Consider the following 16,266-nt stretch of genomic DNA (forward strand, 5'->3'; position numbering starts at 1 on the left):
CTTTTTCTACTCCATAATAAATGAAACCGGGTCAGTTAAATATTCCATAATTTGATTTAAAAAACGAGATGTTTCGCCTCCATCAACAATTCTATGGTCAACAGAAATAGAAAGAGGTAAAATATTTCCTATTACGACTGCATCATTCTTAACTATTGGTTTCTTCATAATTCTACCAATACCAAGTATTGCGACCTGTGGAAAATTAATAATTGGAACACCAAATTGTCCGCCAATAGAGCCATAGTTGGTAATTGTAAATGTACCGTCTTTTATTTCATCTAAATTTAATTCTCTTTTCTTTGCTTTTTCAGACAACTCATTTATTTTTTGTGCAAGTTCAAAAATCGTAAACTTATCAGCATCTTTGATGACAGGAACTATTAACCCTTCGTCAGTATCAACAGCTATTCCCATGTTGTAATAATTTTTATAAATAATTTGATTGTTATCAATATCTAATTGGGAGTTTAATATTTTATGAGTTTTTAAAGCTAAAACTGTTGCTTTAATTATAAATGGCAGATAACTCAATTTTATTCCTTTTGACAAATATTTTTCTTTATACTTTTCTCTTTCGCGAATCAATTCACTTATTTCAACTTCATCGTGAACTGTCATGTGTGCTGCGCTATGCTTTGACAACGCCATATTTCGAGCAATTGATTTTCTGATTTGAGTGAGCGGTTTAATTTCCACACGTTCATCTGCAATATTTATTTTTGAAGTTTTAATTGTACTTAAGGAGTTTTGTAAATAAGCATAAATATCTTCTTTCATAACTCTACCGGCAGGACCCGTGCCTGTTATTTTATTTATATCTATTCTCATTTCTTTTGCTAAAGCACGAACAACAGGTGTTGCAAGCACCTTCTTTGTTTGCCTGTCATCCTCAATATTTTTTTCTAAAATTCCCTCATCGCTTGCCGGCAAATGAGCATTACTTCCGGCTACTTCAATTGTTCCTACAACTGCTGCTCCTTTTTCTTCAATTATTTCAACAGATGAATCTTTTTGGGCTTCATTAAGAGCATCTGCACCTGAAACACCTTCAATTTCTAATTCAACAAGAGCAGCTCCGACACGGACAGTTTCGCCAATCTTACCATAAATAGCTGCAATAATTCCGGATTTTGGTGAAGGAATATCAGTAACTACTTTATCGGTATCCATTTTCAACAATGAATCTCCCGAATTTATTTTCTGCCCTTTTGTTACATACCATTCAACGATGGTTCCTTCTTCAAGTCCTTCGCCTATATCAGGAAAATTAAAAATATATCTCATAATTCTCAGTATTTAACGGTTTTTTCAATTTCATAAAATATTTTTTCAGGTGTCAGCAAATAATGATGCTCGCCTCTTGCAAGCGGAACAATTGTGTCAAATCCTGTTACACGTTTAGGCGGCGACTCAAGATAAAGAAAAGTATCCTCACTTGCAATTGCCGATATTTCAGCAGCAACACCGAAGCTTCTCGGTTCTTCAGCAACAATGATTATTCTTCCTGTCTTTTTTACGGACTGGATGATTGTGTCTTTATCTATAGGATAAATTGTTCTTAAATCAATCAACTCAACCGAAATACCTGCATCTTTTGCCAGCACCATTGCTCTTTGCGATTCGCGGAGCATAGCACCATAAGTAACAACAGTTATATCTTTTCCCGAAGAAATAACTTTCGCTTTACCGATAGGAATAGAAAATTTTTCTTCAGATACATCTTGTTTAATCGCCCTGTAAATTCTTTTTGGCTCCATAAAAACAACAGGGTCGTCACTTTCAATTGCAGCAATTAAAAGTCCTTTTGCATCGTGAGGAGTGGAAGGAATTACAACTTTTAATCCGGGAATATGTGCATAGAATGCCTCCATACTTTCAGAATGATGCTCCAGTGCATTAATACCGCCACCATAAGGCATTCTAATTACCATAGACATTTTATATCTTCCCCTGCTCCTATTGTGTAATCTGGCAACATGAGAGATTAACTGATTAAACGCCACATAAGCAAAACCCGAAAACTGCATTTCAACAATCGGCTTTAAACCGGCAGCAGCCATTCCTACTGCTGTTCCAACAATACCAGATTCTGCAAGAGGTGAATCAAAAACTCGTTCTTCACCATACTTTTTTTGTAATCCTTCTGTTACTCTAAAGACACCGCCTTCAACACCAACATCTTCACCATAAATAATTATATTGCGGTCTTCACCAAGTTTTATATCTAACGCACTATTTAATGCATCAACCATGTTCATTACTTTCATTTTCTTGCCTCCTTCCATTTAAGAAAATTCTCGTGTTCATTTTGTTGTCTTTTCAAATCATCAGGAATATCAGCATACATATATTTAAAAACATCTTCGAGTTTGTAAGAAGGATAATTTTCCGCCTCAATAAATCGACGGTCAACTTCCTGTTTAAACTGCTGTAGAATTTGTTGGTCTTGTTCCTCAGTCCATAAATTATTATTGAACAAATAAGCTTTCAAACGTTTAACGGGGTCTTTCAGGTCCCATTCTTTTTCTTCTTCTGTAGTTCTATATAAAGTAGGGTCATCGGATGTAGTATGAGAGCCCTTTCTATAAGTTAATGCTTCAATTAAAACAGGTTTACTTTCAGAACGAGAATATTCAGAAGCAATTTTAATTGCCTGAAACATTGCAAAAATATCATTGCCATCAACCTTTACACCTTTGATTCCATAAGCATACGACTTGATTGCAATATTTTTTGAAGCAGTTTGTTTGCTAACCGGAGTAGAAATTCCGTATTGATTATTTTGAACAATAAAAACCACAGGCACTTTCCAGACACCGCTAAAATTAAGCGACTCGTGAAAATCACCTTCGGAAGTTCCGCCATCGCCAACAAATGCAAAAACCACTTGTTCTTTTTTATTATATTTTATTTCATAACCAATGCCGGCTGCATGTAATAATTGAGAGGAAACAGGAACCGAAATAGGTAAAATATTTTTTGCATTTAAAAATTTCGAGCCATCTTCAAATCCCATGTAATAAAGAAAAATTTCTTTTAATGTAACTCCTTTTCCAAGATAAGCTGCCAACTCGCGAAATGCAGGAACCAGCCAATCTTCATCATGCATGACCATGGCAGTAGCAACCTGAATTGCCTCTTGTCCGCAACTAGGAGGATATGTGTAAATTCTTCCCTGACGCTGATAAGAAACAATGAGCAAATCAGCTGTTCGTGCAAAAAGCATATCCTTGTATGCTTTCAGCAATCGCTCATTTTCTATTTCAGGAAACCATTTTTCATTGATAATTTTTCCATCATTATCAATTACCTGAAATATTTTTTCTTCTAAAGGATTATATTCATCAAACATTTTATATCACCTTTAAATTTTTAATAAAAATTACCGAACAAAAATATAACAAAAAAAATATGTATTTACAATTCCAAAGTGTCTTAATACAATCTTAATAACACTTTAATTTCCTCTTAATTTCATACCAACAAAGACATAATATTTTTGTTTCACTAAACATTTAGTTAATCATTAAAAAAAATTCGATAATGAAAACAGAACATTTAATCAAAAATACCGAATTGAATAAAAAAGGTAATATACAGGCTCTTCCGGCATATCAGGACAAACTGTCGTGCAATTTAAAAACAATGGCTTCAGCACTTACAGGCATTGAAAATAAATTAAACATTCTAATAAATAATTTATGGCTGAAAAAGCTATGCGTTATATCAGTATTATTTATTATATCCTTAAACTTTCAACAGACAATAAAATTTCATGAATTAATGTAATCAAAATAAAATGAAAGTATTAATGTTCGGATGGGAATTCCCCCCACACATCACCGGTGGCTTAGGAACAGCCTGCTATGGCATAACCAAAGGATTGGCAAAACAGAATATCAAAATTGATTTTATTGTTCCAAATGCTTATGGTGACGAGGATAGCAGCTTTGTCAAACTTCAAGATGCGGGAAATATTTGTTCACAATACAATAAAGTATTAACAGAAGATTTTTGGAAAAATGTATCATTTAGAAAAGTATATTCAAAGTTAATACCATATATGTCTCCCTAGGAATATGAAAGAAATGCAGCAAATTATATTTTAAGTCAATCCAGCAAATCACAATCGGGAAAAACAGAAAGGTTTAAATTTTCAGGCGAATATGGAATGAATTTATGGGATGAGATTTCGCGATTTTCGTATGTTACTTCTTTATTAGCATCAGAAAAAAAATTCGATATTATTCATGCTCACGATTGGTTGACATTTCCTGCAGGAGTTATAGCTAAAGAAACATCAAACAAACCATTGATTGTTCATGTTCATGCAACAGAGTTCGACAGAAGCGGAGAAAATATAAATAAGGATGTTTACAACGTAGAAAAACAAGGAATGCAAGCTGCTGACAAAGTTATTACCGTCAGCAACTACACAAAAAACATTGTTATCAGCCGCTATGGAATACATCCCAGCAAAGTTGAAACGATACACAACGCAGTTGACAATACATCCAATATTAATTCCAAAAGAATAATCAGACCCATTAATGAAAAAATTGTTTCATTTTTAGGCAGAATAACTTTTCAGAAAGGTCCCGATTATTTTATTGAAGCTGCAAGCAAAGTTTTACGCAAAGTTAAAAATGCTCGGTTTGTAATTGCAGGAAGCGGCGACATGAGAGACAGATTAGTCAAAGAAGTAGCTAAACTTAAAATCTCCACTAAAGTTAATTTTGCCGGATTTCTCAGAGGAGATGAGGTAAATAAGTTACTTAGAATGACAGATGTTTATGTTATGCCTTCGGTTTCCGAACCATTTGGTATTGCCCCGCTTGAAGCAATGCAATGCGATGTACCTGTAATTATTTCAAAACAGTCGGGAGTTTCAGAAGTTTTAAAATATGCATTAAAAGTAGATTTTTGGGATACTGATTGTTTGGCTGACGCCATTCATTCATTGCTTGAATATAAAGTATTATCAAAAATGTTGCGAGTAAATGGAAGAAATGAAGTTAATAAATTGCAATGGGAAGATGTTGGGAAAAAAATAGCAAATATTTACAGTTCTTTAATCTGAAAATTTCATAAAAAACAACATTTTATGTGGATAAAAATAAAAACGTCACAGATTCGTTGAATTTCTTTTTTTTAACATGAGCAATTCTCTTAATTCACAGATTAAACAAACAAACTTCCAACTCTGTCTCTGTATTTCGAGTTTTAAAGTTCACTGATAACCGATAAATGAATATTTAAACAGATTGTTGCAGAATTAATTTATTATTTATTGGCACGCTATTTTGTTTACATTTACTATTAGTTTTGTCCAACCGTCGTTACCAAAGGTATTTTATATTTGACATCAAACTTAAGATTACCACTTACCAAATCTAATTCCAATGTATCCGAATTTCTGTAAACAAAAATTATTGTGTTGGCTTTAAATTCTCCACTTGGAACAGATGATTCATTAAAGTATATTCCGAATTTCTGATTGAAATTTTTGTGCTCATCCAAATTAATATTTACATCTGAAATTAAGCCATCACCAAGTGTTCTTATTGTAGCTCTTTCCCCATTTGTTGAACCGGATATTGCAATATTTACTGCACCACCACTACCATTTCTTGTTAAATACCAATCTTGCTTTGTTAAACTCAGACAAGTTCCTTTTGCATTACTATAATGTTGAATAAAATTATTATAGTTTTGCCGACATGAATTATTGTCATTTTTTAAATTCCGAGAAGTATCTTTTATATCTTTTTTATATTGAAATAAATTACTGTTATTTTGTTGACAAAAATCATCATCTTTTTTACTACATGAAGATAATGATGCCAATAAAATTAATGCCGAGATAATTGTTTTTGTTTTCATAAACTTCCTGAAATTTACGTTAACTTATATTTTTGTTTTGTTTTATTTTGTTTTTGATATTACAAACCTTTGCAAATATTTTATTATCACTTCTCATGTATATTCAGTGTTTGAGTCAAAAGTTAATTTTTCACTGATGGATTCCATGTCAATGTTAAACCATTTGCGTCTCCCGTAGAATACAATCCCAATGAAATACTTCTTTTTTTATTTTTAATACGATGCAATTCAGGAACTATTATTCCACATATTGCACCTAATCCGAACCCCACCATTACATCGGAAGGAAAATGTTTAAGTGCTTTTACTCTGAGGTAGCCCAGAAATAGTGGTGGAATTGAAGCCGCACCATATAAAAGATATTTATTAGCACCAATCTCAGGATGATAATCGCTATAAACTTTTACCATAAAAAAAGTGGATGCTGCTGCAGAAGCTACATGACCGCTATAAAACGAACTCAAGTTTCCACCCGACCTTCTTTGGTCATGAGTTAGCTGGTCATAATAAACAACAGGTCTATACCTGTTTTGGAAAGTAGGACCAAGAAAGCCATAGTTGTAAATACTAAATACGATACTGTGTGTTTCGTATAACATTAATATGAGATTTACAAAATCTTTACTTATAGTTTTATCAAACCCAAATAAAAGCGGTAAAGCAACTATTGTTGTTAACGTGTAATGGGAATAGTTTTCATAGTTATTTCTTTTTGAGGGGTCTTGTTTGAAAGCCCAACGGTCAATACTGTTAAAACTATTTTTATTTAATGTTTGAAAATCCGCATCAGTCATGCTTTTCTTGTCTTTTATCCTCTTAATTGATAGAGCATCTGCAACTGTTGCTGCGGCGCAAAAGGGAATAGTAACCCAATAATTTATTTTATATATATGAGGAACCGAATCTTTAGCCGGTGATTGTGAATGCGCTGTATTTCCAATAAAAACAGCACACATTGAAATTAAAATTAATCTTTGAATTTTCGTTTTCATACCATTTATTTTATTATTTATAATTATTTTTTATTTGAGTTTTTTAGATTCATTTTAAAATTTACAGGAAAGCATAATACCCTTTGTTCCATCAATCATCGTTGGCAAGCATACTACTTCATGTCGCCCCCACCTGTGCTGATGAAATACATAAGCCATATTTGCCGACAAAATTCCTATTCCAGCACCAACAAAAACATCGCTTTCCCAGTGCTTATCATTAATCATCCTATATAAACCAACTGTTGATGCAAGGGTATAAGCTATTATACCATACCATTGACTCCGACAACGATATTCCTTGTAAACAACAGTCGCAGCCAAAAATGCCTCAGCAGTGTGTCCTGATGGCATTGACAAAAAAGCTTGTTTATCCTTTTTCCTTTCACTGAGAGGAATACCGTTGAGTTTATTATCATAACTATATGGTCTTTCTTCATGTGTCCACTTTTTCATAGGCCAAATGATAATATTCATCAATATTTCAGATTTTATAATCAAAATAGTTGTGTTTAATAAATCGTCTTTGTTTTTAATTTTAAGAAGAAGAAGTGTTGCAAATTCAAAGTAGGGAGAATATATAAGGTAATTATCAATACTAGATTTAGCATGTGGAAATGTTTTGTTAATGTCTTTATGCATTTGATAGCTACTGTATAAACCATAATTATGCAATGTCGTTAAACCATATCCAATTAAAATAACAGGTACAATTAATCCCTTGCCAAATTTGGATTGTATTCCTATTGAATCATACGGAACTCTACAAGTTGTTATTCTTTTGGTTTTAATCGGATAATAATTTATAGTATCTTTTTTTTGTGCAGTAAGTGCTTCTGTAATAAAAACAAGAAATATAAAAGATAAAATATTTTTTTTCATATGTAAATTTTGTAAGTGATTGAAATTTCTGCTGTTAATTTGCTGTTCTGTTTATTTAACTTTTTTAGTTGCTCCCTCCCACAACCGAAACACATGCTGGTCGCGAATATCCATGCTTTTCTTCGTTGCAAGATGCACTGCTCTTTTAATCATTCTTGGTTTGTGTAAACTTTTTGTTTGCATGGATATTTCATAAAGCAATTTTGATTATTTTTTTATAATTTTAAATTTAAACACGTAATCTTTATAATGAGGTAAAATTAACTCAAAAAAGATTGTCCCGTATTAAATTTTAATTAAAAGTCCATTAAACTTTCATTAAAATAAAATTGCAATTTAAAGTTAAAAATATGCCCCGATATTATGAATAGACACTAATTAATTCTTAAAATCATATAAAAGGATAATTCTTTGTTCGGAATTTTTCATATCGAAGTCAGGATGTTTACCGGGATTCCTGTCATTTGCATATAAAAAATATTCAAAACCTAAATTCAGATTTTTATAAACTCTGAATAAAATTGATGGTTTGATAATACCTATTAAGTTATTTCCCGGAGTTCCAGAATAAGTTCTCATCCAGTAATAATCAGCCGAAAATCCAACATTAACAAGGTTGCAAATATCAAGAGTGCTTTTGAACTTTCCACCCATTCCTCCACCAAAATTGTAATCTCTGAATTCTGAAGTATCGGGTCCCAATTTTGTGCTGTATCCGCCAAAAGGAACAATACCTAAATGTAAGTTTGTGTAAAGAAATGATTTCTTTCCAACAGGTAATTTAGAGAGTATTCCGCCACTAAAAGTTATATTCCCCAGTTCAAAAGTATTATTATTATTATAGTCATAATTTTGAAATCCGCCGAGCAGCATTTCCATTTTACCGGATTGAACATTTTTACCAAACAGAATTCCATAAGCCGAAAAATTATCAAGTATTCTCTTAGTAGCACCATCACCATTATCTAAAACAATTTTAGTTTCGAAATAATCAAAAGGTTTTCTATTTCTTTTTTCAAATGCGTCGCCATAAACAATGTCCAAACTTGCTAATCCGCTTGCTTCGCCTGTTCCAAAATTTGTTCCATTATTTATTTTTTGAACACCTCCGGCTAACATAATGCTGAGCGGTTCTTTTTGATAAACTTCTTTTGATGTAATTCTAAAAGTTTTTCCTTGAATTATCCTGTTTATTCCTCTCACCGGGTCAATTATTCCTGCAAAGATTTCACGAAACACTCTTTCTGCACCTCTTTTTCTATCATCCAGAATATTTGAACTTATCCTGTAAAGTATTTCTCCGATTAATGCTCCATTAACTGGTGTATTTATAATATCATTATATGAAGGAAGTGTATTTTCGCCAAAATATTCCCACATCAAACTGCCGCCAATTGCAAAAGGAACCGATTCAAAGTAATTGTATCCGCTTGTTCTGGAAGTATTAAAACACATGGCACCACTGTAAGGATGAAATATAAAATTAATACCGAACCTGTCCTTATCCCATTCCCAGCCGGTTTTAATGTTGTGTTTCCATGTATTAATGCTTATTATTGAATAATCCGCATTTAACATATATCTGTCATAAGCCCATGTCAGTGCATTAAACCCGACAACTTCCAAAGCCGGCTTCCAGATTGAATATTTTTTATTGAACAAAGTATCATCATTGAGTAAATTTTCATTTCTATTAAATGATGTACATTGTATCGGATATGACAAGTTTTCGTGATAGTTCAGATGATATGCCAAATCATTTGATTCAAATTTAGGTTGTTCTTTTGAATTTTTATTTATTAAATTATTTACATATTTGAGGCTCTGCGACTGCATTAATATTGGAAGCAGTATTGATAAAATAAAAAAAAATATTTTTTTCATTTGTAACTCCTGACGTTTATACCCCGAATTAATTTACAAACTTTGGGTTAAAGCCCTTTTGGTTTTCGTTTCAATTACCCCAATCTTAATGTCGTGGCAAGTCAAAATTCAAAGCAAAATGGACTTTAGTACAACTTTTAAATAATTCAAGTTAAATTAAGAAATATGTTTTTTGATATTCAACCACTTTTTCATGGTTCATTAAATTATTTTTTTTCAAAAGTATTCTCAAAAAAAAACAATTCAGTTAAAATCAAATTAAGAATACGTTAAGATATGATTAATGAAGGAATACCTGTTATTTGCTTTCTTCGGAATAATTCAAATGATATGAAAGAAAAAATTTCTGCTCTGAATTTCTAAAAATAATATTATGGATACTATGCGTGTAATTTTTACTGCAATACAAAAAATGTTCAAATCCAAGATGAATATTTCTATAGAGTTTTATTGATATGCTGGGATGAACAACTCCGATTAAATAATTTTCTGCATTTCCAACATAGCTATTCATCCAAAAATAATTACCGACAAACTTTACATTTACCACATCAGCAAAATCTATTGAACAATCCAGTTTTGTTTCCAGCCCTCCGCCATAATTGGTAGCTCTTATCTTTGAAGTATCTATCCCAAAAGTTTTACAGTTTCCGCCAAAAGGAACAATGCCAAAATGAAAATCAGCATTAAATTTTATTTTTTTAAAAATTGGCAACTTTGATATTATTCCAACGTTTAAAGCCATTGCGCTTATTTTATAAATATTACTGCTATAAAAATCGTAATGCTGAAATACTCCAACCAACATTTCTTTTTTATCACATTGAACATTTTTACCAAACAAAAGTCCATATCCCGAAACAATATTTAGCCGCAATCTGTTGTTTTCATTTGTAAAGTCAAAGTTGAGTTTAAAAAAATCAAATGGCTTTCTATACCTGTCTTCAAAAGGGTTTCCATAATCGAAATGAAAGCTCAACATTTCAATTACTTTGCCGGTTCCGATTTTTTTCCCATTATTTATCTCGTTAAATCCACCCAAAAATGAGGCAATTAATGGTTCTTTCTGAAAATTATCTTCTTTCGATATTCTGAAAGTATTACCTTTTATAAGTCGAGACAAAGCCATGCTGGGGTCAAGTATCCCACCTATTATTTCTTTGAATACTCTTTCTGCACCTTTAGTTCTTTCATCCAGAATGCTTGAACTTAATCTGTAAAATATTTCGCCTATGAATGTCGCATTAATTGGTGCATATATTATATCATTGTATGAAGGTCGTGAAGTTCTTCCGAAATATTCCCACATAAAACTTCCAACAACTGGAAAAGGCATGGATTCAAAATAACTAAATCCAATAGGGCGTGCAGCGTTGTAATAAGCACTCGTAGAAAAAGGAAGCACAAAGAAACTGTTGCCAAACCTATCACTGTCCCATTGCCAGCGCGATCTTAAATTATTTCCCCATGAGACAAAACCAATATTCGCATTTTTTTCTTTTAAAAAATATTTACTAAATGACCACGATATGACAAATGATTCAGCATTACCTATAGTAAGATTAAAAAGGTAGTGTCTCTTTTTATTGCAGGAGTCAGTATCGGATAATTTGATATTATTTATTTTCGCAGAATCGCAAGCAAATGTATTACCCAATAATTCCGAAGCAATAGGTGAATGAATATTTTTTTCATTTGCACAAAGTTGGTATTTCCATTCAGTATTTTGTTCAAATATTTTTTTTTGGATTTTTTTCGTCAGATGAGCAGTAATTAGTTCGGGAAATATAAATAATATAAACAAAATGAATTTTATTTTCATTTTAAACAAATTATTTTTCACATTTTATATTTAATCTTCAGGTTCAAGAATTCCCTTTGTTCTGTACTCGTTGTATTCTTTCAGAGCCAGCATTTTTTTAAAATTATAAAAAGTATAATAAGGACCATCTATTATAACAATATTCGACAGCCAACTCGGAACCCATCCACCTGGTTCGGTATGAAAACTCTCTATTATTTGCACCATTCCATTCTTTAACGGAATTATTTTCATGCAAGCAACAAATGATGCTACTCTTACTTTATTGTCCTGTGTTGGCAGGTAATTTTTTTCATCAACAAGGTTAACTGTAATAATTTTTGTAACAGGGTCTTGTGTTTGGACGTAATGTGTAACCACATCACGGTCACTCACGGGCCAAGGTGCCTCTATAACACTATAAGTATATCCTTCATTTGGGCTTACTTGTTTTAAAACAATTGCTTTAGAACAACTATAAACCCACTTAGGAAATCCAGAAACTTCATTAAGTATTTTTGAGACTCCCGCCAAAGTGGATTTTGCAAGTATTTCAACTTTTACTTCTTTATAATCAGAGCCCTCTACAAAACGAGTATAAACTTTTATGTCATTTACATCTTTTCTTAATTCCCAATTCTGCGAGTTAACAATAAAAGAGAAAAATGTAAAAGCAAAAAGTAATGTAATAACATAAAATAACTTTATGTTGAAAATTTCTGATAGCTTTTTTGAAGATATAGTTTCTATCATTTTCAGTTTTATTTTTTTTAAAATCTGTTGCATGACTCTTGTATTTAAATACCATGCAAAATTAGGAATAGTAACACTTTATAAATTAAAACCAGATTAAGAATTGATTCATATCAGATTAAGAGTAAAAAAAATAAAATGCTACTAAAACACAAAATCACCAAACAACACCAATAATGTAAAACGCCAAAATCATTTTGGTGGATTTTAGTGTTTTTGTGATTTGGTGGCAAAAGAGGTTTTGAATATTCATTTTGCATATTTTCCCGAATTAATAAATTATTTATGTTTTCTTAATTCGCTTTTAATTGGATTTTCAACGTTGTGATATAGATTTGCGATGTGTTTTTTATAAATAAAAAAATATATAACTAAAAAAAAGGAGGTATTTATGTCATTAATTAAAAGAAATGAATTTATTCCAACATTGCCAATGACAATCAACGATTTCTTTAATCGCGATTGGCTTGATTGGGCAAACAACAATTATTCACTGACAGGTATAAATTTACCTTTAGCAAATATTAAAGAAAGCAAAGATGAGTTTACAGTAGAGCTGGCGGCACCCGGAATGTCAAAGGAAGATTTTAAAATTGAATTGAATGACGACATTCTTACAATTTCTTCTGAGAAAAAGTTTGAAAAAAAGGAAAATGATAAATATGCTAAATGTGAATTTAGCTATCAGTCATTCAGTCGTTCTTTTTCATTGCCTGATGCTGTGAAAGAAGAAGATATTCAAGCAAAATATGAAAACGGAATTTTAAAAATTGTTATTCCGAAAGATGAAAAAGCAAAATTAGAATCACATAAATTAATTAAAATAGCTTAGGTTAAAAAAGCTGTCTTCATACTTTTAGGCAGCTTTTTTTAAAATTCATTAAAAATATCATTTAATCCTTACTGCAAATAAAACATTTCAAACAATTAAAATTCTAAAAAAATGAAAAATAATAAAATGCACCAACAGGTTAAAAATATTAGGAGAACAAATAATATTTCAGGAAATCATGACAGAAAAAGGCATTTCGAGGAAAATATAAAAAGAAAAAATAAATTTCCCGAGTATCCTCTTTACCCCAGTGACGAGGATATTTATTACAAAGAAAAAGAAGTGGATATTAATCCTGATGATTTTTCTATAGCCACTGAGCCAAATAAAAAAAAAGGGAAACCTAATGAAAAAGATTTTAATAATTTATTAACAGGTGACGACCTTGATGTTCCGGGTTCAGAATTGGACGATGAAGATGAGAATATCGGTGAGGAAGATGAAGAAAATAATTATTATAGTTTAGGAGGTGAAAACCATGATGACTGAACTATTGTAAAACTGCTAAATTGTTGAATTGTTGTTTTATCTTTTACATATAACAATCCTTATAAGCTTAGCTTTCGGAACATGCTTAACAATAAAACAATTTGACAATTTAACAATTTTATTTAAACAAAAACTGAGTTTTTAACCGTTTGAAGAATATAATCGATACTAAAAAAATATACATATATATGAAAACAAAAGTAGGATTATGGATTGACCATAGAAAAGCAATTATCTTTTTTATTACCGACAAAGGAATACAAAAGAAAATATTAAAATCAAATACCGAAAGATTTCTAAGTCGCAGTGAAGTAGCTCATGCTGCAAATTCTGTCAGCTTCACACAACCTCCGGCTGATGATATTAAGGAAAGGATTTACATGGAACATTTGGATATTTACTACGATACAATTGCTTCCTGCATCAAAGATGCCGAATCAATATTATTATTCGGACCAGGTGAATCAAAAGGTGAGCTCAAGAAACGTCTTGAAAAAAATAATTCAGGAAGCAAAATTGCAGAAATCGAAACTGTTGATAAAATGACCGACAGGCAGATTGAACAGAAAGTTCAGCATTATTTTAAAAAATAAAATATTTGTTATTGCAAATTTAACTATTATTTATTTTAATGAAATCGCATCATGAATTATGAAAACTTAATTTCAAATGCACTTGCCGGCATAGCCATTGGTGCATTGATAAGCTTAATCTTCGGCATATTGCTGAGCATGTTGTTTACTTTTGACAAAGATTCAGAAACAAGAAAAAAGATTTTCGGAAATGGGCATGGCTTTTCAAGGAATCTAAAAAAACAAATTCAATGAATTTGTTGATGACTTGTTTATTTTTTAGCTATAGTATGGGTCGCTGATTTTTTTCCTTTTGTGTCAGAATTAATCTGAGTGAAGTATCCTTAGTGATATATTTCCATGCCCAGTCAATAAAAATTATTAGTTTATTTCTCAAACTAAGAATTAACATCAAGTGAAAAAGCATCCAAACAATCCATGCAAAGAAACCTTTGAATTTTAAAAATGGCAAATCAACAACTGCCTTCTTATTACCAATTGTAGCCATAGAACCTAAATCTCTATATTCAAATTCAATTAAAGGTTTATTTAATTCAATTGCTTTCATATTTTTCGCCAAACGCCTTGCTTGTTTAATTGCAACATTTGCAAGTTGGGGATGTCCTTTCGGATATTTTGGCGTTTCCATATATGCAATATCTCCTATTGCAAAAATATTTTCACATCCATTTACTTTGTTATTCCGGTTAACTTTTATTCTGTTTTCACGAGTAATTGATGTTTCGTGAATCCCGTCTATTTTATTTCCTACCACTCCAGCCACCCAGATAACAGTATTTGTTTTTATTTCTTTCCCATTACTTAACACTGCTGTTTTTCCATTATAATTATTCACGAATGTCTCAGTAATAATTGTTACACCCATTTCAACAAGATATTTCATTGTAGCAGTCTTTGCTGAATCACTCATATTATTTAAAATAGTTTTACTGCCTTCAACTAAAATAACATTAAATTTTGTGAAGTCGATACCGGGGTAATCTCTCGGCAAAACATTTTTCTTGATTTCAGCAAAAGCTCCGGCTAATTCAACTCCGGTAGGACCGGCACCGACAATCACCAAATTAAGAAATTCCTCTTTTTCTTTTTCATCAAGAGAAATAACATTTTCAAATGTTTGCAAAATATGATTGCGAATTGTAATTGCATCATAAGTTGTTTTTAAGGTCAGCGAGTGCTCCTCTGCTTCAATGTTTCCAAAGAAATTCGTTTTACAACCAATCGCTATTACCAAATAATTATATTTAAAAATCCCTATACTTGTTGTGATTTGATTTTTGCTTCCATCAACAGCTATTATTTCAGCCATTCTTATTTGAACATTCTTTTTATTCCTGAATATATTTCTTAAAGGAAAAGAAATGGTTGAAGGTTCAATTTGTGAAGTAGCAACCTGATAAAAGAATGATTGAAATTGGTGATGATTCAGTTTATCAATTAAAATAATGTCAAATAAATTTTCATCTAATTTTCTTATAAGTTGAACACCAGCAAAGCCAGCACCAACTATTATCACCTTTTTTTTTGTTGTCGTTTTTTCTTTTAACACTTATATTTATGTTTAAATTTAGTCAGTTGTTATTAATAATAATTTGCAGTTTCTAATAACACAAATATAAATTTTATTTAGAAAAATACTTCACTTTTTGTGAAGTTCAAAATTTCCGACAACAAGTTGCAACTAAATTAATCACCTAAATATTTTTCAAATAATTCCCTGCTCCAATTAAGCTGAGTGCTTGCTGATTGCAAAGAAGAAAGAAGCAATGCTTCTGAAATTTCTTCTTTTGTTGCTCCGGCATTAATGGCATCATTAATGTGATGTTCCGTACAATGATTGCACCTTAATACTGACGCAATAGATAATCTGATTAATTCTTTTGTTTTTGGATCCAAAACTGTTTTCTGTTTGGCAACATTCGAAAATTGTCGGTACGCATCACCTAAGGGTGATTTATTAAGATACCATCGAGATTTAATATTCATAATATTTCTCCTTGTATTTTATTTTTTATTATTATTTTACTTCATTAGTGTACCATAAAAATTAAATTTCGTTCTTTGAAATTATTGATAGATAAGGTTTGTAATAAATTTTGGTAACGTGACGATTTCAATTTACCTCATTCATTTTACGTTATTTTATATAAAAAA

At 31.2% G+C, this 16,266-nt stretch carries 16 protein-coding genes and 1 pseudogene; 6 read left to right on the top strand and 11 right to left on the bottom strand.

The genetic code is table 11. The features are described from left to right. Window positions 1–6 precede the first annotated feature (6 nt). The 3 genes from WC223_11480 to pdhA are packed head-to-tail and all read right to left on the bottom strand — an operon-like array spanning window position 7 to window position 3,355. Window positions 7–1,287: a dihydrolipoamide acetyltransferase family protein gene (locus WC223_11480; GenBank protein ID MFA6924860.1), complete on the bottom strand. Its 1,281-nt coding sequence runs from the start codon at window positions 1,285–1,287 to the stop codon at window positions 7–9. Between the two features lie 5 nt (window positions 1,288–1,292). Continuing rightward, window positions 1,293–2,288, bottom strand: coding sequence for an alpha-ketoacid dehydrogenase subunit beta (locus tag WC223_11485; GenBank protein ID MFA6924861.1), 996 nt, complete (start codon window positions 2,286–2,288; stop codon window positions 1,293–1,295). Continuing rightward, window positions 2,267–3,355, bottom strand: a complete 1,089-nt coding sequence (pdhA, locus tag WC223_11490; GenBank protein ID MFA6924862.1) for a pyruvate dehydrogenase (acetyl-transferring) E1 component subunit alpha — start codon at window positions 3,353–3,355, stop codon at window positions 2,267–2,269. The genes WC223_11485 and pdhA overlap by 22 nt, the downstream gene beginning before the upstream one ends. A gap of 191 nt (window positions 3,356–3,546) precedes the next feature. Between pdhA and WC223_11495 the strand changes: the two genes are divergently transcribed. Further along, on the top strand, window positions 3,547–3,792 hold the full coding sequence (locus WC223_11495) for a hypothetical protein (protein ID MFA6924863.1): 246 nt from the start codon (window positions 3,547–3,549) through the stop codon (window positions 3,790–3,792). Between the two features lie 22 nt (window positions 3,793–3,814). Next, a pseudogene (locus WC223_11500) lies at window positions 3,815–5,083 on the top strand (glycosyltransferase). Window positions 5,084–5,322: 239 nt separating this feature from the next. Here the strand turns inward: WC223_11500 and WC223_11505 are convergent. The 6 genes from WC223_11505 to WC223_11530 form a co-directional block, all read right to left on the bottom strand. Then, entirely contained in the window at window positions 5,323–5,886 is a 564-nt protein-coding gene (locus tag WC223_11505) for a hypothetical protein (GenBank protein ID MFA6924864.1), read from the bottom strand. Between the two features lie 122 nt (window positions 5,887–6,008). Then, window positions 6,009–6,878, bottom strand: a complete 870-nt coding sequence (locus WC223_11510; GenBank protein ID MFA6924865.1) for a phosphatase PAP2 family protein — start codon at window positions 6,876–6,878, stop codon at window positions 6,009–6,011. Between the two features lie 54 nt (window positions 6,879–6,932). Then, a complete protein-coding gene (locus tag WC223_11515) occupies window positions 6,933–7,760 on the bottom strand; it encodes a phosphatase PAP2 family protein (GenBank protein MFA6924866.1) in 828 nt (275 codons plus the stop codon). A gap of 378 nt (window positions 7,761–8,138) precedes the next feature. Beyond that, window positions 8,139–9,644, bottom strand: a complete 1,506-nt coding sequence (locus WC223_11520; protein ID MFA6924867.1) for a DUF3943 domain-containing protein — start codon at window positions 9,642–9,644, stop codon at window positions 8,139–8,141. Window positions 9,645–9,942: 298 nt separating this feature from the next. Then, on the bottom strand, window positions 9,943–11,466 hold the full coding sequence (locus tag WC223_11525) for a DUF3943 domain-containing protein (GenBank protein ID MFA6924868.1): 1,524 nt from the start codon (window positions 11,464–11,466) through the stop codon (window positions 9,943–9,945). A gap of 30 nt (window positions 11,467–11,496) precedes the next feature. Further along, window positions 11,497–12,198, bottom strand: a complete 702-nt coding sequence (locus WC223_11530; protein MFA6924869.1) for an START domain-containing protein — start codon at window positions 12,196–12,198, stop codon at window positions 11,497–11,499. A gap of 391 nt (window positions 12,199–12,589) precedes the next feature. Between WC223_11530 and WC223_11535 the strand changes: the two genes are divergently transcribed. From WC223_11535 to WC223_11550, 4 genes are all read left to right on the top strand, one after another. Next, the gene (locus WC223_11535; GenBank protein ID MFA6924870.1) at window positions 12,590–13,030 is read left to right on the top strand and encodes an Hsp20/alpha crystallin family protein; all 441 of its coding nucleotides are present in this window, start codon (window positions 12,590–12,592) and stop codon (window positions 13,028–13,030) included. Between the two features lie 111 nt (window positions 13,031–13,141). Further along, window positions 13,142–13,519: a hypothetical protein gene (locus WC223_11540; GenBank protein ID MFA6924871.1), complete on the top strand. Its 378-nt coding sequence runs from the start codon at window positions 13,142–13,144 to the stop codon at window positions 13,517–13,519. Window positions 13,520–13,707: 188 nt separating this feature from the next. Continuing rightward, window positions 13,708–14,112 (top strand): hypothetical protein, encoded by a 405-nt coding sequence (locus tag WC223_11545; protein ID MFA6924872.1) that lies wholly within the window; start codon window positions 13,708–13,710, stop codon window positions 14,110–14,112. 51 nt (window positions 14,113–14,163) lie between these two features. Continuing rightward, complete coding sequence (locus WC223_11550) at window positions 14,164–14,346, top strand: YtxH domain-containing protein (protein ID MFA6924873.1); 183 nt, start codon at window positions 14,164–14,166, stop codon at window positions 14,344–14,346. A gap of 28 nt (window positions 14,347–14,374) precedes the next feature. Here WC223_11550 and WC223_11555 read toward each other — a convergent pair whose 3' ends face one another. Then, window positions 14,375–15,661, bottom strand: a complete 1,287-nt coding sequence (locus tag WC223_11555) for an NAD(P)/FAD-dependent oxidoreductase (protein ID MFA6924874.1) — start codon at window positions 15,659–15,661, stop codon at window positions 14,375–14,377. A gap of 137 nt (window positions 15,662–15,798) precedes the next feature. Further along, window positions 15,799–16,098 (bottom strand): carboxymuconolactone decarboxylase family protein, encoded by a 300-nt coding sequence (locus WC223_11560; protein ID MFA6924875.1) that lies wholly within the window; start codon window positions 16,096–16,098, stop codon window positions 15,799–15,801. Window positions 16,099–16,266 lie beyond the last annotated feature (168 nt).

It is taken from the genome of Bacteroidales bacterium (assembly GCA_041671145.1).
Classification (GTDB): Bacteria; Bacteroidota; Bacteroidia; order Bacteroidales; family JAHJDW01; genus JAQUPB01.